This window comes from Marinobacter sp. Hex_13 (genome assembly GCF_001566815.1).
Classification (GTDB): Bacteria; Pseudomonadota; Gammaproteobacteria; order Pseudomonadales; family Oleiphilaceae; genus Marinobacter; species Marinobacter salarius.
On record NZ_LSMM01000001.1, the window covers coordinates 239972 to 257386 of the forward strand.

The 17415-nt window shown below is 52.9% G+C and carries 12 protein-coding genes and 2 pseudogenes; 10 read left to right on the plus strand and 4 right to left on the minus strand.

Features of this window, described 5'->3' with window-relative positions; all coding sequences use genetic code 11:
- Window positions 1-27 precede the first annotated feature (27 nt).
- Window positions 28-2895 (minus strand): HD domain-containing phosphohydrolase, encoded by a 2868-nt coding sequence (locus AXW11_RS01185; RefSeq protein WP_091641635.1) that lies wholly within the window; start codon window positions 2893-2895, stop codon window positions 28-30.
- A gap of 106 nt (window positions 2896-3001) precedes the next feature.
- On the opposite strand from AXW11_RS01185, the gene alkB reads away from it, so the two are divergent.
- Complete coding sequence (gene alkB / locus AXW11_RS01190) at window positions 3002-3652, plus strand: DNA oxidative demethylase AlkB (RefSeq protein WP_091641632.1); 651 nt, start codon at window positions 3002-3004, stop codon at window positions 3650-3652.
- On the opposite strand, the gene AXW11_RS01195 is transcribed toward alkB, so the two are convergent.
- Window positions 3622-4521, minus strand: a complete 900-nt coding sequence (locus AXW11_RS01195) for a LysR family transcriptional regulator ArgP (protein WP_036204537.1) — start codon at window positions 4519-4521, stop codon at window positions 3622-3624. The two genes, alkB and AXW11_RS01195, sit on opposite strands and share 31 nt — an antisense overlap.
- An 83-nt stretch (window positions 4522-4604) precedes the next feature.
- Between AXW11_RS01195 and AXW11_RS01200 the strand changes: the two genes are divergently transcribed.
- The 6 genes from AXW11_RS01200 to AXW11_RS01225 all read left to right on the plus strand — a co-directional run bounded on the left by AXW11_RS01200 (window position 4605) and on the right by AXW11_RS01225 (window position 11623).
- A complete protein-coding gene (locus AXW11_RS01200; protein ID WP_007151886.1) occupies window positions 4605-5225 on the plus strand; it encodes a LysE/ArgO family amino acid transporter in 621 nt (206 codons plus the stop codon).
- Between the two features lie 246 nt (window positions 5226-5471).
- Complete coding sequence (locus AXW11_RS01205) at window positions 5472-6959, plus strand: SulP family inorganic anion transporter (protein WP_036204539.1); 1488 nt, start codon at window positions 5472-5474, stop codon at window positions 6957-6959.
- Between the two features lies 1 nt (window position 6960).
- Window positions 6961-7887 carry a universal stress protein gene (locus tag AXW11_RS01210; RefSeq protein WP_091641629.1) on the plus strand — a complete coding sequence of 309 codons (927 nt, stop codon included), beginning with the start codon at window positions 6961-6963 and terminating at the stop codon, window positions 7885-7887.
- A complete protein-coding gene (locus tag AXW11_RS01215) occupies window positions 7887-9467 on the plus strand; it encodes a phospholipase D family protein (protein WP_258955188.1) in 1581 nt (526 codons plus the stop codon). The genes AXW11_RS01210 and AXW11_RS01215 overlap by 1 nt, the downstream gene beginning before the upstream one ends.
- Before the next feature lie 143 nt (window positions 9468-9610).
- Window positions 9611-10321 carry a hypothetical protein gene (locus tag AXW11_RS01220; RefSeq protein ID WP_228301247.1) on the plus strand — a complete coding sequence of 237 codons (711 nt, stop codon included), beginning with the start codon at window positions 9611-9613 and terminating at the stop codon, window positions 10319-10321.
- A 396-nt stretch (window positions 10322-10717) separates the two neighbouring features.
- Window positions 10718-11623 carry an Abi family protein gene (locus AXW11_RS01225; RefSeq protein WP_041334707.1) on the plus strand — a complete coding sequence of 302 codons (906 nt, stop codon included), beginning with the start codon at window positions 10718-10720 and terminating at the stop codon, window positions 11621-11623.
- A gap of 33 nt (window positions 11624-11656) precedes the next feature.
- Here the strand turns inward: AXW11_RS01225 and AXW11_RS01230 are convergent.
- Window positions 11657-11839: pseudogene (locus tag AXW11_RS01230) on the minus strand (NAD(P)/FAD-dependent oxidoreductase); the annotation flags it as partial.
- 683 nt (window positions 11840-12522) lie between these two features.
- Between AXW11_RS01230 and AXW11_RS01235 the strand changes: the two are divergent.
- The 3 genes from AXW11_RS01235 to AXW11_RS01245 all read left to right on the plus strand — a co-directional run bounded on the left by AXW11_RS01235 (window position 12523) and on the right by AXW11_RS01245 (window position 16389).
- Window positions 12523-14373 (plus strand): ATP-binding protein, encoded by a 1851-nt coding sequence (locus AXW11_RS01235; RefSeq protein ID WP_091641626.1) that lies wholly within the window; start codon window positions 12523-12525, stop codon window positions 14371-14373.
- A gap of 95 nt (window positions 14374-14468) precedes the next feature.
- Complete coding sequence (locus AXW11_RS01240) at window positions 14469-15176, plus strand: hypothetical protein (protein ID WP_075195741.1); 708 nt, start codon at window positions 14469-14471, stop codon at window positions 15174-15176.
- Between the two features lie 46 nt (window positions 15177-15222).
- The gene (locus AXW11_RS01245) at window positions 15223-16389 is read left to right on the plus strand and encodes a hypothetical protein (RefSeq protein ID WP_075195742.1); all 1167 of its coding nucleotides are present in this window, start codon (window positions 15223-15225) and stop codon (window positions 16387-16389) included.
- Window positions 16390-16661: 272 nt separating this feature from the next.
- On the opposite strand, the pseudogene AXW11_RS01250 reads toward AXW11_RS01245, so the two are convergent.
- Window positions 16662-17300 (minus strand): annotated as a pseudogene (locus tag AXW11_RS01250) (IS3 family transposase); the annotation flags it as partial.
- Between the last annotated feature and the right edge of the window lie 115 nt (window positions 17301-17415).

Consider the following 17415-nt stretch of genomic DNA (forward strand, 5'->3'; position numbering starts at 1 on the left):
AAACAACCCGTCGCGATGGAGGAATGTTCATGTCAGAAAGCGTTCTTCATTCACGGCGTCGATTTGCTCCGGGCGCAGGTGTTGCTCCGCGTATCGACGATATACACCGGAACGAACAAACAACTCGAACACTGCTCGGTCAATGTGCTCCTCATCCACCATTCTCTGCATGATGGTCAGGGATTCGGTCAGCGTCTTGCCCTCCTTGTAGGGGCGGTCCACGGCGGTCAGCGCCTCGAAAATATCCGCCACCGCCATGATCCGCTCGGGAATGCCCATGTCGTCTGCGTTCAGCCGGCAGGGGTAACCCTGTCCATCCATGCGTTCATGGTGGGTGCCTGCCAGGTGGGGCACGTTCGCAAGTCTGTCAGGCAGGGGCAGGGCGTCCAGCATGCAGATGGTCTGTACGATGTGGTCGTTGATCCGGAAGCGTTCCTCGGGGGTCAGGGTTCCTTTTGCCACGGTCAGGTTGTGGAGCTCACCCTGATTAACGGCATGTTCCGGAAGTGTCATGTCGAATCCCCACCGGTTCCGTGGGTCGTCTTTGGTGACGGGCGGTTTGTGCGCACCCCAGGGACGAAGGTGGCCGGGCTTGTCCGCCAGCAGGGACTCGGTAGCCGGTGGCGTCTGCTCCGGCGTGCCAGTCAAAACCTGCTTTTCGTCGCCGGACAATCCCAGCCTGTCACTGAAATGACGCACCCAGGTGCGTTGGCCGATCTGCCGGATGTGCTCTATGTTGTCCTCCGACATGAATTCGCCACCAGTGTTGGCGTTGGCGACTGCGCGAAAGGCTTCCTGCAGCTCTTCCTGTTCCCGATCCCGGTCGGTTTCCGCCTGCTGAGAACTCTCGCCAGCCAGTTGCCTTTTCAGGCACCGGATCTCCGCATCCCGATGCAGAACTTCAAAGCGGGTGCGAATCTCATGGATGCGGTTGTAGATCGTTTCCAGTTTGACGGCCTTGTCCACCACATGCTCGGGGCTGGTGATCTTTCCACAGTCGTGAAGCCACGCTGCCAGGTGGAACTCGTAGCGCTCGTCGTCGTTCATGGTGAAGTTGGCAAAGGGTTCTGCGGGGCTCTGGATGGCTTCATCGACCATCATCTGGGCGAGTTTTGGTACGCGGTCGCAGTGGCCACCCGTATACGGTGACTTGGCATCAATGGCGTTGGCAACCAGGCGAATGATGCCCTCAAGCAACGCCTGCTGGCTTTCAATCAGTTCACGGGTTTCGATCGCAACGGCGGCGGAGCCGGCGATCTCATCGACGAATACGATCAGGTCGTCGCTAAGGTGGGTGTGCTCACCATGCTCCATTTCGATAACGAGGGCCCCAATCAACTGTTTGCGCCGGTTTCTGAGAATGGCGAATACCGGATGGCCGGAAAGGGCGTTACGGAGCGCCCTTATCACGTCGTTGTCGTCGTCCTTGGCGTTGACGCCGGTGATGGTCTCCGGCGGGTGTATGTCGCGGTCCACGGAAAGCCTGAGTTCGCTGCTTTGGCGGCTCATCAGGTAGATAGCACCCCGGGTCTGCCCGAGGATGTGAACGATCTGTTCGAGGATATCCTGCAAAAGGCTATCCAGATCCTGACCCCGATTGAGTGCGGTCGCAATGCTTTGGAAGCTGCGGATCGTACTGGCCATATCGTCCAGGGCGACGCTGAGTTGACGCGCTTCGCGAATATGGGAATCAACGGAAACGGACGTGTCGAAACGAAAACGGGAGAGTGCCCCCACCCGGCGTGTCAGCAATTCCAGTGGTCTACCCACACGACGGCCCAGGAACCAGCCGATGACCAGCAACAGAAGTGCGATAGCACTCGCCAGGATGGTCTGCCGGGTCAAAGCGGCCCAGACATCAGCCAATAGTTCGTCGGCGGGAATGGCCACGGCGATTTTCAGGTTCTCCTGGTCCAGGGACTCAAGGGGCTCGGTCATGCCGTACCAGTCCCGGTTTTCAGTGGTAAAGCGGTTTACCAATTCACTCGTGGCTTGCTTGCTATCGCTTTCCAGGACGGCGTTGATGGCTCCGTCATTCAGCCCCTGTGGCTTTGCTGTGTTGGATGTTGTCCCGCTGTTGGTGGCATCAGGCCCCGTGTAGGCCAGGGAGGAACCCTCGGTATTGACGATGGCAATGCGGGTGCCGGGCGTCTGCCGCAGCTCGGCTAGCTGCGTGCCCAGGTCGGTGACAGTTACATCGATGCCAAACACGGTATTGCCGTCCATGCCCTTCGCACCGGCTTGTCGTCGGGAAAGGGTCAAGCCGGTTTCACCCGTGGTAAAGAAGACATAGGGTGCGGTCAGTTTCGTATTGCCGGAGACATCGGCGAGCTCGTACCAGCCACGGTCTCGAGGATCAAAGTGGTAGTCAGATGGGGTACGGCTTTCCAGAAGGATGCGGCTGGCATCGTAGAAGTGCCACACGGATTGCGACTTTCCATTCGCGGCCCTGGTGATGGACTGGAGCAGGTACTGCGCATTGGTGGGTGCGTCTGGAAACTGCATGGCGCCAGAGCTGCGTATCTTTCGTAGCAGGAAAAAATCGCCATTGGCATAGCCAGCGTAAACGGCACTGACGATGTCGCTGCTGTCGAGAATGTCGGCGACAACCGGTAGTCTGACTAGGCGTTGTTGCAATGTATCGGCGATGGCAAGAGGGTCGTGGCTGAGGACAGCGAGAGCGGTTGACGGCGGGTCGGTGATGGCACGGATACGGTCATCCACACTGACGGCAAGCTGACGGGCCGTGGCACTGGCGGCGGTAATTTTCGCGCTTTCCATGCCGCGAAAGCTTTGGCTGACCAGTACAATGGTGAGTGCCAGCATGCCGAGGGTGATTGTAGAGGCAATCAGAAAGGCAAGCGATACCTGTGCGGACTGGCGGTTCCGACGCATGGTTCATCCTTAAACGGTGGTCTGGCGTAGCGAAGCGCAGGGGACTGCACTGCCCTAAGGGTAGACGTTAAACTCCCGGTTTTCCTGATCATACGGTGAACGCGTAATGACCATGGATTTGTTCGAGTCATCTTCATCAGAGCCCTGGGTCGAGCCGCTCTGCGACGGGGCAGTTGTCCTTCGCCGTTTTGCCCGGGCCGACGCCAGCCGATTGCTGGAGGCGATTTCAGTCGTGGCGGAACAGGCCCGGTTTCGGCAAATGCAGACACCCGGTGGCCACACCATGTCGGTGGCGATGACTTGTTGCGGAGACTGGGGCTGGGTGACGGATGCGGGCGGTTATCGGTATCAGCAAACCGACCCGCTTTCGGGGGAACCCTGGCCGTTGATGCCGGCCGTGTTTCGGTCCCTGGCGGCAAAGGCAGCAAGCGCGGGGGGCTACTCGGGGTTTGAGCCGGACGCCTGCCTGGTGAACCGCTATGCACCTGGCGCCAAAATGGGGCTCCATCAGGACAAAGACGAGGACGACTTCGATCAGCCGATCGTTTCTGTGTCCCTAGGCACGCCGGCAATGTTTCAGTTCGGAGGCGCCAGGCGCAGTGACCGGCCGCAGCGAGTGCCCCTTGAGCATGGTGATGTTGTGGTCTGGGGCGGCCCGGCGCGGCTCCGCTACCATGGCGTGTTAACGCTCAAGCAGGCACTGCATTCGCTGACGGGCGCCTGCCGTTACAACCTGACGTTTCGCCGTGCGCGGTAATGGTGGGTGATGGCACCCTCAAGCGTGGTGGTCAAACGCTGTAGCAACTCCCCGCTGTGTCGCCAGAAGTGCCAATAGAGGGGCACCTTCAGCTCATGACCCGGTGCAAGATTGACCAGGCCCCCATTGTCCAGCCAATGACTGGCCTGGATTTGCGGAATCATGCCGTAGCCCATGCCGGCCCTGGCAAGCTGGACGAAACCTTCGGAGGAGGGGCACAAATGGTAGGGGAAACGGCCGTGGTAGCCACAGCCGGCCATGAATCGGTGCTGTAGCTGGTCGTTGGGGCCAAATACAATAGCCGGAGAGGTGGCGAAAGCTTCTGGTGTGATGCCATCCGGAAAAAACTGGCGAACATACTGTGGGGTCGCCAGCGGCATGTAGGTCATTTCCCCCAGTGCCACGCAACGCCCGCCAGCAATGGGCTGGCTGCTGCTGCACAGACAGGCGGCCACATCGCCATCGCGCATTCGCTTCAGGCCTACGTCCTGGTCCTCAATAACCAGATCGAGCAATAAACCCTCCCGGCTGCAGAACTCCCCAACCACAGCGGCCCACCAGGTGGCCAGGCTGTCGGCGTTGATAGCGATACGCAGGCGGGTGGTGTCCTCGGCAAGGGCGGGTATGGTTTTGCGCAGGTCCCTTTCCAGAAGCTGTACCTGCTGGAAGTGGTTCAGCAGCTTGTTCCCGGCCGGCGTTGCCTGCAGTTCCGGGTGCCGGACCAGAACCGGCTGGCCCAGGCGTACTTCAAGTGACTTGATGCGTTGTGATACGGCGGATTGCGTGAGCCCGAGTATCTCCCCGGCACGCTCAAACCCACCGTTCTCGATCACCGCGGCAAGTGCCTGCAGAAGCTTGTAATCCAACATAAGAAATATTCATGGGATATAAGGTTTATGATTTTTAAGTATAGCCCTTACCCCTTAAGCTTCCAGCAAATTCGGAGGGAAATATGCTGACAAGTTATCTGACAGGGCTGCTGGTGTGCGGCGGCATCATCATCGCGATTGGCGCTCAGAACGCCTACATCCTGGGGCAGGCGATTCGCCGGGAACATCATTGGTATTGCGCTGGCATTTGCATGACGGCGGATATCTTGCTGTTCACGGCAGGCATGTTCGGCGTTAACGCCGCGTTGATGGCCGTGCCTGAAGCGCTGGACGTGATGCGCTGGTTGGGTGTGGCGTTCCTCAGCTGGCTGGCGTTGCTGGCCTTTGCTCGTGCTGCGAAAGGACGTGATGCCCTGGATGCCAGGAAAGCGGATGTTTCGAGCCTGCGGACCGTGGTGTTGACCACCCTGGCGGTAACACTACTGAATCCCCAGGTGTATCTGGATACCTTGTTGCTGATCCCTGCCATCGGCGCGCAACAGGCCAGCCCGCTGGTGTTTGTGGCTGGCGCCAGCAGTGCGTCTGTCATGTGGTTCTGCCTGCTGGCGTTCGGCGGGGCGGCGCTTTCCCCCTGGTTGTCGAGCCCCATGTCCTGGCGGTTCATTGATGGCGCCATTGGTTCCATGATGGCGATCATTGCCTTTCACCTCGCCAGCAACGGCCTGTCCGGGCCGGTGGCGTAAACAGGGCCCGGTCTCCGGGCCCGCCGGTTACTTTTTCAGCACCGTTCTGGTATGCTTCGCCGCCTTTAATTCGCAGCTTATGAACGTACCTTAATGAACGTCCCCACGACAGTTACGACGATCACTCCGCCCTAGCGTCCTGTGCTCCCAGGTTTACGTCCTGATTGAACTCCGGTAGTCACCTCATGACGACTACAACCGGTTTTTACGTCCCGAATTTGCCCTCTCTGACTGGATACCAACGATATGGTGAACAAGCTTAAAGCCGACTGGCTTTCCAATATACGCGGCGATTTGCTTGCCGGCATTGTGGTGGCGCTGGCGTTGATTCCCGAAGCCATCGCTTTTTCCATTATCGCCGGTGTGGACCCGAAAGTGGGTCTGTATGCCTCGTTCTGTATTGCGGTGGTGATAGCCTTCGTCGGCGGCCGCCCCGGTATGATCTCCGCCGCGACAGGCGCTATGGCGCTGTTGATGGTGACTCTTGTAAAGGAGCACGGCCTGGAGTATCTGCTTGCAGCTACGCTGCTGACCGGGTTGCTGCAGATCGGCGCTGGCTATCTGAAACTCGGTGGCCTGATGCGCTTTGTGTCCCGTTCCGTGGTGACCGGGTTTGTGAACGCGCTGGCTATCCTGATCTTTATGGCGCAGTTGCCAGAACTGACTAATGTCACCTGGCACGTTTATGCGATGACCGCTGCCGGACTGGGTATCATTTACCTGTTTCCACTGGTGCCGGTCGTCGGCCGCATACTGCCATCGCCGTTGATCTGTATTGTCTCGCTGACCATCGTCGCGATGGTCTACAACATCGATATCCGCACGGTCGGTGATATGGGGCAACTGCCGGATACGCTTCCGATTTTCCTGTGGCCGGATGTGCCGCTGAATCTTGAAACCCTGATGATCATCCTGCCTTACTCCGTCGGTCTAGCCATTGTTGGCCTTCTGGAATCCATGATGACCGCCACCATTGTGGACGACCTCACGGACACAACCAGTGACCGTAACCGGGAGTGCAAAGGGCAGGGCGTTGCCAATATCGGTTCTGGCCTCCTGGGCGGCATGGCCGGCTGCGCGATGATTGGCCAGTCCATTATCAACATCAAATCCGGCGGCCGAACGCGGCTTTCCACGCTGACAGCGGGTGTATTCCTTCTGGTTCTCGTGCTGGTGCTGGATCAGTGGCTGGTACAGATTCCAATGGCGGCCCTCGTAGCCGTGATGATCATGGTGTCCATCGGTACCTTCAGTTGGGCGTCGATCAAGAACCTGAAAGAGCATCCCCTGTCCACCAACATTGTGATGGTGGTGACCGTTATTGTCGTCGTCGCCACGCACAACCTGGCCTTCGGCGTGCTTGCAGGCGTGCTTCTGGCGGCCCTGTTCTTCGCCAACAAGGTGGGCCATTACATGCTGGTGACGTCCGACTTTGACGAAGCGACTGATACCCGTACCTACAACGTTGTCGGGCAGGTGTTCTTCAGTTCCTCGGAAAAATTCACGGAATCCTTTGATTTCAAGGAAGCAGTGGATAATGTGGTGATTGACCTGACCCGGGCTCACTTCTGGGACATTACGGCAGTGGGCGCTCTGGACAAGGCCGTTATCAAGTTCCGTCGCGAAGGTGCGGAGGTGGAGATTATCGGGCTGAATGAGGCCAGTGCCACCATTGTTGACCGCTTTGGTGTGCACGATAAACCCGACGCCGTTGACCAGTTGATGGCGCACTGATATGACACAAGCCAAGGAATTCAAAGACGTAACCGGTCAGAATAACAACCACAAGGATCACCAAGGCGAGGTTGAAATGCTACGAGTAGTTGCCTGTATCGACGGCTCCCGGGCTGCACCGGCGGTGTGTGATTACGCTGCCTGGGCCAGCAAGCACATGGAAACCCCGATGACTCTGCTGCACGTTCTCGACGAGGAACGCTATCCAACAGAGCCGGACCTGGCTGGTAGCATTGGCTTGGGAAGCCGTGAACAGCTGATGGATGAGCTTGCCGAGCTTGACCGCAAGCGTTCCAAGCTGGCCCTGGAACACGGCCATCACATGCTCGATGAGGCAGAACACCGGGTGAAGGAACAGGGCATTGACGGCGTGATCAAGCGCCAGCGCCATGGGGATCTGACGGAATCCCTGCTGGCCCTGGAAAACCAGACCCGTCTGCTGGTCATGGGGCTGCACGGTGAGAGCAGTTCAGACCGTGACGTACATGTGGGCAGCCAACTGGAAACGGTGATTCGTAGTGTCCACCGCCCGATTCTTCTGGTTCCGGACGAGTACGAGCAGCCAAAGAGCGCCATGCTGGCTTTTGACGGCAGCGCCACGGCGTTCAAGGGCGTGGAACTTCTGGCGGGTAGCCCGGTACTGAAAGGCATGCCGATTCATCTAGTGATGATTGGAGCGGACACCAATGACCGCTGGGAACAGCTCAAGAAAGCAGAGAAGATGCTGGGTGACCTTGGCTCCGACATCACCCTCGCGATCCGCGCCGGGGATGTAGAGCCAACGCTCCACGCCTACCAGGAAGAACACGACATCGACATCCTGGTAATGGGTGCCTATGGCCATTCACGAATTCGACAGTTCCTGGTGGGAAGCACCACAACCACCATGCTGAAAACCGCGAAAAAGCCGCTGGTGATCCTGCGCTAATGCTGAACCAGCGGCGCTCTGTTGCCGGGCTGATGTCGGCCCGCTACTTTCTGTCGGGGCTGCTAGTGCTGCTGGTCTTGCTGACAGGCTGTGCCGGCAGTTTGCCGCCGGCCACTCATTCCGGAGCCGAAACCGCCGTGTTGACTGACGACAGTTTCCTTTCCAGCCAGTCCCGGCAACGGCTGGCTGACGCGAACGGTCAATCCGGTTATTACCTGCTGGATTCTGGTCAGGACGCCTTCCTGTACCGAGCCGCTATGATTGAGGCGGCTGAACACCGTATTGATGCTCAGTACTACATCTGGAACCGTGATGACTCCGGACTGCACCTGGCCGGCCGGCTGTTACTCGCAGCGGACCGTGGTGTTAAGGTCCGGCTGCTGCTGGATGACTTTAACGCCGAGGGGATCGGCGAATTGTTTGCTTCCCTGGATACCCACCCAAATATTCATATTCGCATCTTCAACCCAGCCAGAAACCGCAGTGGCTGGGGCCGATGGGTATCGTTCCTGATGGATTTCCAGCGAATAAACCGCCGAATGCACAACAAGACATTTGTGGTTGACGGGACTGCGGGCATTGTCGGTGGTCGCAACATTGGTGATGAATATTTCGGCTTCGATGAGAGCCGCTATTTCAGGGATCGCGATGTCCTTGCTCTGGGGCCGGTGGTTGAGGGTATGGCGGATAATTTCCAGGCTTACTGGAGCAGCCCCTGGGCTTACCCCGCTTCCGATCTATACACATCCATGCCTACTGGCGCGGAGTTGGCCGAGACGCTGGAGGGGCTTCGGCAGCAGGCTATCGCACAACCCCGGCTTCCCATCTCTGCCCCCACCGGGGCGGAACAGGGCAGGTCTGAACTGACCAGCGTGTTCAGCCGAATGACGATTGCTCAGGGGGAACTGGTGTTTGACCCTCCCCCTGAACATATGGACGCGCCATCCGAGACACCCAAACGGAGCGCACTGGCGTTGCAACGCCTGGCGCAGACAGCCACCCGGGAAATCCTGATCGAGTCCGCCTACCTCATTCTTGCCAGGGAACAGTTGCAGGCCCTGGGTGCCAATGAGCGCCCGCAACTGGAGGTTGCCGCGCTGACCAACTCTCTGGCTTCCAATGATCTGGTCACCAACCATGCTGGTTATGCCCGCTGGCGTCCCTACATGCTGGAGCAGGGCATAGACATCTACGAACTCAAGCCTGATGCCGAGGCCTGCCGGCAATGGTTGAGTGACGACGCCTTCTGCGCCACGGGCGAGGTCAGCCTGCACTCCAAATCAGTGGTTTTTGATCGCAGCACCCTGGTGGTGGGGTCCTTCAACGTTAACCTCCGCTCCATCTACCTCAACGGTGAAACCGTATTGATTATCCACAGTGCCGACCTGGCAGAGCGTGTGGCGGAGGATGTACGGCTGACCATGGCGCCCGGCAATAGCTGGGAGGTGGCTCTGGACGAGGACGGAGATCTCCAGTGGCGCAGCGGTGAGGCAGTGTTCACCAGCGAGCCGACCGTCCATTGGTGGCGCCGGGCGAAGTCCGGGTTCTTGTCATGGTTGCCTATCGAGAAGTACCTTTAGGCTTGGTCGTGATCTTTATCCTTTTGGATGTCAGGCATCGCGGGGGGGGAGGGGAATCCAATATTAGTTGGCGTACCCTTGTTTGAATTGATGTATTTGATTGTGGGCAGTGAGCGCTGAAAATCTCGAAGCTGGAGACTTTGATGAAATTATCGACGATTGTGCTTTTGGTGTTTGTTTTCGCTGGGTGCACAACATCCGTGAAAATGGGTGATCGACCGGCCAATAAAATCGAGATTGTGGATGTTAAGAACTATTCTCTTGGTGAGCCAGCAACGGCCTATGTCGGCGATCCTATTGTAGTTCGAAAATCTTATAAGGCTGTTGTGAAGAAAGACCTTTACCGGGCAAACAATGACTTCGTGCTTGAGGGCGGTATTGGCTCTGTTGCGATCTATCTCGACGGCTCTGCTGGAAATACTTACCGCATTGCTGGAACGAATGAAAAAGGCAATCCAGCTCTCGCGATCCCTAACTCAACGTTGATGTTCGGAGTAAATGAGAACGGCCAATGGGATCAAACTGTAATGTCTCCTAGTTTTTGGTCTAGCCCCGTTGGCAGCGGTTCAGGATACGATCTGTTACCTGAGGACACGACATTCTCACCTGTGGAGTCGACAACCCCAGTTTCTGAAGCGGGGTACTTGAACCACGAATTGGTCTTTACAGGTCAGGGTGCAAACGGTATCAACTTGCTTTATCGCGAATATACGTTCGAGAATATGGCTCGCTCCGCTTACACTCAGGAACTCGTATATCCTCTGGACACTGATGAAATCCGGTTCCGGAACTATCAGATTGATATGGTCTCTGTGTCGTCTTCGGAAATTAAATATATCGTCAATTCTGACTAGAAGAAGGTTTTGATAGGGTTGGCAGATGAATAGGTTATTTGTATTGAGCAGACTCTGGACCTTTTAAAGAGCAGAAAGAAGGGGGCTGATGCAGCAGAGCCCCTTACCGGAAAACGCCGCGTCAAAATCATTGAAATGTCCCTGCCACCTCCTGAGGCACAACACGACTAAGGGCTGGAGAGTATTTTTGTCCGACAAGCTGACCCCGAACACCAGCGCGCATCGACCGTGCCTTTTCCGGCAAAACCGGGATAGCCGCTTGCGTTTAGTGTCGGGGATTCGTTATAGTTCAGGTAACACAGCCACCACGCTTAGTACCCTCTCGGGGGATATCGCGCAACCTTGGTGGCTTTTTTATGTCCGCTTTTTGCGCGTCAACAATGTCGGGGCCGCTCGGTGCTGAAGCCCTACCGCAAGGTTGCCCTTTCCTTCGCTGACCAGTTGCGGCTTCTGGAAGCCCGAGGGTTGACTGTTCCTGACCGGACGTTGGCGTTACGTCAGCTCAGTTCTATAAGCTACTACCGGCTGAGCGCCTATTGGTATCCCTTTCTGAAGCGCAACTTGCAGGGAAAAGTGACCGGCTCGTTCGAGACGGGTACGAACTTTAGTCAGGTGGTGCAGCTTTACGAATTCGACCGCCACCTGCGGCTCCTGGTTATAGATGCCATTGAGCGGGTTGAAGTGCATATCCGTACCCTAGTGACCTATCATCTTGGTCATCAATACGGGCCCTTCGGACACATTCAACCAGTTAATTTCCATCCCAATTTCGATCACGCCAAGTGGCTGACAAAACTGGAGGGCGAAGCTCTACAATCGAAAGATGCCTTCGTGGAGCACTTCAAGAGCAAGTATACCGGGTTTCCGACATTGCCGATTTGGATGTCAACGGAGGTGATGTCATTGGGGTCATTGTCCTTCTGCTACACGGGCCTGAAGAATCAGGACAAGCAACATATATCAAGGCAGCTTGGCATTCACCATAAGCGCCTGAAAGACTGGCTGCACACGCTTACTTATGTCCGAAATATCTGTGCCCACCACAGCCGTCTCTGGAATCGGGAGCTGGCGATCAAGCCGGAGAAGGTGCGCGACCCAGCGTGGAACTCGCCGATAACCCCGCGTCATGACAGGTTATTTTACGTCCTGCTGATTTTGCGTGTGTTGCTCAGAAGTAATCATAACGGCAACCAATGGGCGGAGAGCTGTAACGATTTGCTAGACACTTTTGCAAGCGAAGAAAGATATCGGACCGCCATGGGAATGCCTTCTGACTGGAAGTTCCATCCTCTATGGATCTGACGAAAAACAGCTATTGATATAATGGACAGCAGCTCAGACGTGCTGTCCAGCTGCCACGCCAGACGCCCATGCCCACTGAAAGTTATGGCCGCCAAGGTGTCCGGTAACATCCACCACCTCACCAATAAAGTACAGGTCAGGCTTGTCCAGAACCGCCATGGTTTTTGATGACAGCTGGCGGGTATCCACGCCACCCAGGGTTACTTCGGCCGTTTTCCGAACACATCCCTAATGTTGTCAATTTTCCCCCATGGAGGTTAGTAGCAAACCGATCTGTGCATTTCGTTGGGTACTGCCATATAGTTTCCGCATGCTGTGTGGATATGCTAGTTAAGGTGCTGATTTTTAGGCGTTGTTAAGGTAGTTCCGAAAATTGATATGCATACACGATGGCACGTCAACTATGTGGACAAAAAGGGGGAGGATTTGTACACATTGTAATACCCGAATCGGAAATCGTTAGCTGGTCTACGCGATTCAACGGTTTGATTTCGGGAAATGGTCATTGTTTGCACTACCTTTAGTTTCGGATCCAAATCTGGGCCTACTTTTAACTGACGTGAAGGTTTGGATTGGTCGCAAAGCGGAACTTTTTCGCTGCCCAACATAGCGCTTTCCACGTACCCAAGTTACCCCAGTAGTTGCTGTGTAAATCCACAATCATCAGTGCAGAGTGATCGATCCGTTGCTCCGGAGGCTCGTTAAAACCGAGAGACTAGGCGCGCTGTCCCGCAGAAGGAACTCGCCGGTTCAGAAATGATTGGCTCGGTAGGTAATTGATAGCTATGCGGATTTACTTTGAGGTTAAGATCATGGGTAACTGCGGTTTAGTCGGAATTCAAACTGATATATGGTTAACAATCCGCGTGAGAAGAGCCTAAACAGAATAAGGGTAGAGAATGAAGCTGGATATCGTAAAAATAAAGAATTTCCGCTGTTACAAGGACGAAATATCGATACCTTTCTCCGATTTGACGGCCCTTGTTGCCAAAAATGACATAGGCAAATCTTCAGTACTTGAAGCATTGGATGCATTCTTTAATTCCGAAAAGCTGGAGCCTGGTGATCGGTCTGCTGGGTTGACGAACTCGGATGATATAGAAATTACCTGTGTCTTTAAAGATTTCCCGGAGCAGCTAATTATAGATACAGATAATCTTATATCGCCTGCAAACGAATATCTTTTAAACCCTGATGGAAAACTTGAAATAAAAAAAATATTCTCTAGTGCCTCTCCAAAGTGCGAACAAATTTTTATTAGAGCGGTCCACCCAACAGCTGAGTACTTCAACGATCTATTTTCTTTGACCATAACACAGCTAAAAGCAAGGGCCAGAGAACTTGGCGTTGATTTAGCGGGCGTAAACGCAACTATTAAATCAGCTCTTCGGCACGCAATCTGGTTAAGTACACCTGATGAAAACCTAGCGAAGCAATTAGTCGAATTAGAGGTAAAGTCAAAGATTTGGAAGCCGCTGCAAAATACCCTTCCTCTATTTCAGCTTTTTAAATCTGACCGTCCAAGTTCTGACCAAGATGCTGAAGCGCAAGATCCCATTAAATTTGCGATCAAGGAAGCTATCAGGCAAAAGGCGGCCGAGCTTGACGCTATAGGCGACCATGTAAAACGCCAAGTTGAGGAAGTTACCAGGTTAACCATTGAAAAAATTCGAGAAATGGACCCTGACTTAGCAAGCCAGTTAAATCCGAATTTCTCAAACTTCAACTGGGGCAAAGTCTTCTCTGTGTCACTCACCAATGAAGATAAAATACCATTGAACAAACGAGGTAGTGGGGTTAGACGGCTTTTCTTGATCAATTTCTTCCGAGCTAAAGCTGAACAGTTGGCAAGTGAACGAGACGTCCAGGATGTTATTTTTGCAATAGAGGAACCTGAGACATCGCAGCATCCAAACAATCAACTTTTGCTCCTGGATGCGTTGAAGGAGTTGGCGCTTGAGGAAACCCATCAAGTGATTTTCACAACTCATAACCCCATCCTCGCCGGACGAGTTGATCGGGACTCTATAAGGTTTATTGAAAAAGATGAAACCGGCTCGCGAATATTGGCTGAGAACGACGATGAAACTTTACTTAGGATTAAATCGAGCCTTGGTATGTTTGCAAACCACAACATCAAAGTCTTTGTTGGAGTAGAGGGGCCCAATGACATTGAGTACATTAGCGGAATATCTTGGCGTTTATCACAGGAAGACCCAAGTATCGTCAATTTAAAACGCTCAGAACAACGAGGGGAATTGGTGTATATACCCATGGGGGGCTCAACTCTAGAGTTATGGACAAATAGACTCGAAGGACTTCAGGTTCCGGAAGTTCACGTGTTGGATAGAGATGTCCCTCCACCGGAACCAGCTAAGTATCAGGGCGCAGCAGATAGGGTGAATGCGCGCGGCGATAACTGTCGTTCTTTCATAACCAATAAAAGAGAAATGGAGAATTACATCCATTTTGAAGCTATAAATGAAGAGTTTGAAATACAGTTAACCGAGAACTTTCAAGCATTCGATGATGTCCCAGTGATGGTTGCAAAGGCAGTTCATGACGCATCGCAGTCTACAGTAGACTGGGAAGACTTGGATGAGAAGAAGCGAGATAAGAAAGAGAGTAAGGCCAAGAAACGCTTGAACCGAGCTGCTGTTTCCAATATGACAAAAGTGCGCCTTGATAGTGCAGATCCTGACGGTGAAGTATTAACCTGGCTAAGGGAAATAAGCAGGCATCTGCTTTAAGTTTGTTAAAGAGTGACTCAAGCCGACCGTTATCCGCTAGCGCACCAAACGTCGGCTCATTAAAAGCGTTATATGAAGTTAAAGGTTTTTAACTTATGGGTGACAAGAGCATCGTTTTCGAGATTCATAAAGCTATTTTTAAGAATAAAATCGAGGTGTTCCGAAAATATGCTGAGGAGCTTGAAGGCAAATTCGAATCTGACCTCAAGGTGATTGAATCGAGGTTTGATTTTGACTTTGAGGATGACGAGGGTGATGAAGATTACGCCTCATACGTCGAGTTTCTAATCGATGAAAAACGCATGGTCGAGCAAGACTTTCTAAATCAATATAGAAGTTCAGCGATAATTTCAGTCTACTCGCTTATTGAACATAGGTTACGAGTCATAGCCGAACTTCTAGGGAAGCTGAAGAGTAGCAAGCTGGAGGTATCGGACCTTAGTGGTGAAGGAATAATTAGGAATAGGAACTATCTGGAAAAGGTTTGTGGCGTAGATTTTTCTCATTTGAACAAGCAATGGTCCGTAATCAAGGATTTGAGCGCATTGAGAAACTGTGTCGTCCACTGTGAAGGAGACATCACTAAAGCACGCGCTTCACAAAAGCTTTCAAACATTGTCGAAAATACAGAAGGGCTGCGTCTTGAGCGCGACGATACTATCGTCTTCGAACTACCTTACCTTGAAAAGGTTATAGATGTAGCGGAAGACTTCTTCTCTGGTGTAGTCGACGCAGCTTTTGAAGTGTTCAGTTCATATAATAAGTCAAGTCAGAAGGACGCTCTAAAGCGCGCCTCTGCTTGAGTTTTTGATATGACTCCCCACATCAAGAGGCATGCAGGAAGTCGCAATGAATTTCCCAGATGATATTGAAAAGCTACAGCAAAAAGTCGAAAAAATTCTCGATCCTATTGCCTCAGCAGTAGAAAACGGAACGAAGGCTGAAAAGGACTTTCTATTTACTGCCTCTCGAACAGACGCTGGGAGATCTTTGCCTCCTTACTATCTAATATATTTTTTGTTTGTTGATCTCCTTAGGTGCAAAAATCTTGGTCAGTTTGAAAAGATCTCCTGGTCGGTGCCTATTGATTATAACGGAAAAGCCTACTTGCTTGAACACAGAAAATCTGGAATGGGTCTATTTACCTCGAATGAGGTGAGTCAAGAATCAGATTGCCGAGAAATCGTAAGGAAAATAACTAAGGCTGTGAAAGCCGCTCGACCATATTTTGAGTGGGTAGCAAGCGAAGCGGCAAAGCGTTCAGATCTAAATGTACTAAATCACAGCCTTCGCTTGTATGATCGATACGCATATTTTCTTGATGAATACGAGAAAAAGGTTCAAGAAGCAAACGCTCGAAAAGATGAAAGAATACGAACGCAGCACTCAAGCAATTCATGGAGTGTTCAGATGCCCTATTTTGATCTAAAGAGAGAATCTGAATGGCTGGCAATGTCGGTGATTGATGCATTTTTCAGCTTCACTGAGCATGTGTTTATTCATGCAGCTATTTTGCGAGGTAAGGTAGTAACCGGCGAAGATGTTGCCAATTTGGCAGATAATGAATGGGCATCAAAATTTAAAGCGTGTTTTGATATTCAGGATCAGGAAACAAAATCACACTATGACCAATTGGTCTCCATAAGGCGTCAGATAAGAAACTATATTGCACATGGTGCTTTCGGTAAAAATGGTGAGGCGTTTCAAATTCACTCTGGAGCGGGTGCTGTGCCTCTACTTATGCCTCATCAGAAAGGTAGTGCTCGGTTTTCCATGCAAAGCGGCATTGAATTTAACGAAGAGGAAGCTATAAAGGTCGTAAAGGAATTCATGGAATTTTATTGGGAGTCTGATATGTTCCCTGAAGTTATTTATATCCAGAGTAGTATGCCAACTATTCTACATTACGCGTCAGACTCAACTTACGCTAGAGCGATGTCTTCCACTGAAGACATGGAGAGCTTTGTTGAATATTTAACAAGGTTGCAAGAACAATCTGCTAACATGGATTGGTAAAGCAGGCCTAATCGGGTAGCCGGGGGCATCTAACCCCCCCCCAGCCCCCACAGCTCCCTGTGTAACCATCCCCTAAAAACGAAACAGACGTAGTAAGAGGTCCGTGGACCGCGATTAAGCATGCATCGATTGGAGGGGATGGTGCCAATCTCGTCGCGGAAAAAGGGCCGCTTTCCAATGAAAGCGTGGATCTTTAAAAAGAGATTACTAATGTTTGTCAACAACGGTGAGTTTTGACCGCTTTGGAGGTGCGGACCTTTTCTTGGACTGTTTTATGCCACCAAACCCAAGCTTTCCCGGTATTCAAGCGGGCTCAGGCACCCAAGTGAAACTTTAATCCGTTTCTCGTTGTACCATCGAAGGTACGAGTCAAGCTCCTCCATGAATTGCTCAATTGTGACTGTATGCCAATCTTGAGGATAGAAGAACTCATTTTTCATCCGCCCAAAGAAGCCTTCGCATGCGGCGTTATCGGGAGTACAGCCCTTCGCCGACATCGACCTGAGGAGATTTGCATCCTCAATACGCGATAGCCATCCTGGCCACCGGTAGTGTGCACCCCGGTCAGAGTGAACAAGTGGAAACCGGGCCTCAGACAACGTCTCAATGGCTTCGTCCAGCATGGTGTTCACAAGATCAGCGTCCGGCCTGGTACCGATCGTCCAACTGACGACCAACCCGTCAAAACAATCGATCATGGGAGACAGATAAATTTTCCCCGAAGGAATCTGGAACTCCGTAATATCAGTCAGCCATTTCTGATTTGGTAGCTTTGCTTTGAAGTCACGATTGATCAGGTTGTCTGGTGCTGGGCTGACTTCACCATTGTAGGAACTGTAACGACGTCGCTTACTAGCTTGGACTACCAGCTCTTCCTCTGCCATCAACCGCCGAACGACTTTTTCTGAGATTCTCGTACCTCTGCATATTCCGGCCCATCGTGACCGCCCATTCCGTTTGAACGTGACCGCCTGTTCCGGGTGATCGTGACCGCTCATTCCGTTTTATCGTGACCGATTTTGGACG

Excerpts from the sequence above, each read along its gene's own strand:
- AXW11_RS01220 (WP_228301247.1), top strand. The coding sequence starts at position 9,611 with ATGAAATTATCGACGATTGTGCTTTTGGTGTTTGTTTTCGCTGGGTGC.
- AXW11_RS01200 (WP_007151886.1), top strand. The coding sequence starts at position 4,605 with ATGCTGACAAGTTATCTGACAGGGCTGCTGGTGTGCGGCGGCATCATC.
- AXW11_RS01215 (WP_258955188.1), top strand. The coding sequence starts at position 7,887 with ATGCTGAACCAGCGGCGCTCTGTTGCCGGGCTGATGTCGGCCCGCTAC.
- AXW11_RS01185 (WP_091641635.1), bottom strand. The coding sequence starts at position 2,895 with ATGCGTCGGAACCGCCAGTCCGCACAGGTATCGCTTGCCTTTCTGATT.
- AXW11_RS01245 (WP_075195742.1), top strand. The coding sequence starts at position 15,223 with ATGAATTTCCCAGATGATATTGAAAAGCTACAGCAAAAAGTCGAAAAA.
- AXW11_RS01235 (WP_091641626.1), top strand. The coding sequence starts at position 12,523 with ATGAAGCTGGATATCGTAAAAATAAAGAATTTCCGCTGTTACAAGGAC.
- alkB (WP_091641632.1), top strand. The coding sequence starts at position 3,002 with ATGACCATGGATTTGTTCGAGTCATCTTCATCAGAGCCCTGGGTCGAG.
- AXW11_RS01210 (WP_091641629.1), top strand. The coding sequence starts at position 6,961 with ATGACACAAGCCAAGGAATTCAAAGACGTAACCGGTCAGAATAACAAC.
- AXW11_RS01240 (WP_075195741.1), top strand. The coding sequence starts at position 14,469 with ATGGGTGACAAGAGCATCGTTTTCGAGATTCATAAAGCTATTTTTAAG.
- AXW11_RS01195 (WP_036204537.1), bottom strand. The coding sequence starts at position 4,521 with ATGTTGGATTACAAGCTTCTGCAGGCACTTGCCGCGGTGATCGAGAAC.
- AXW11_RS01205 (WP_036204539.1), top strand. The coding sequence starts at position 5,472 with ATGGTGAACAAGCTTAAAGCCGACTGGCTTTCCAATATACGCGGCGAT.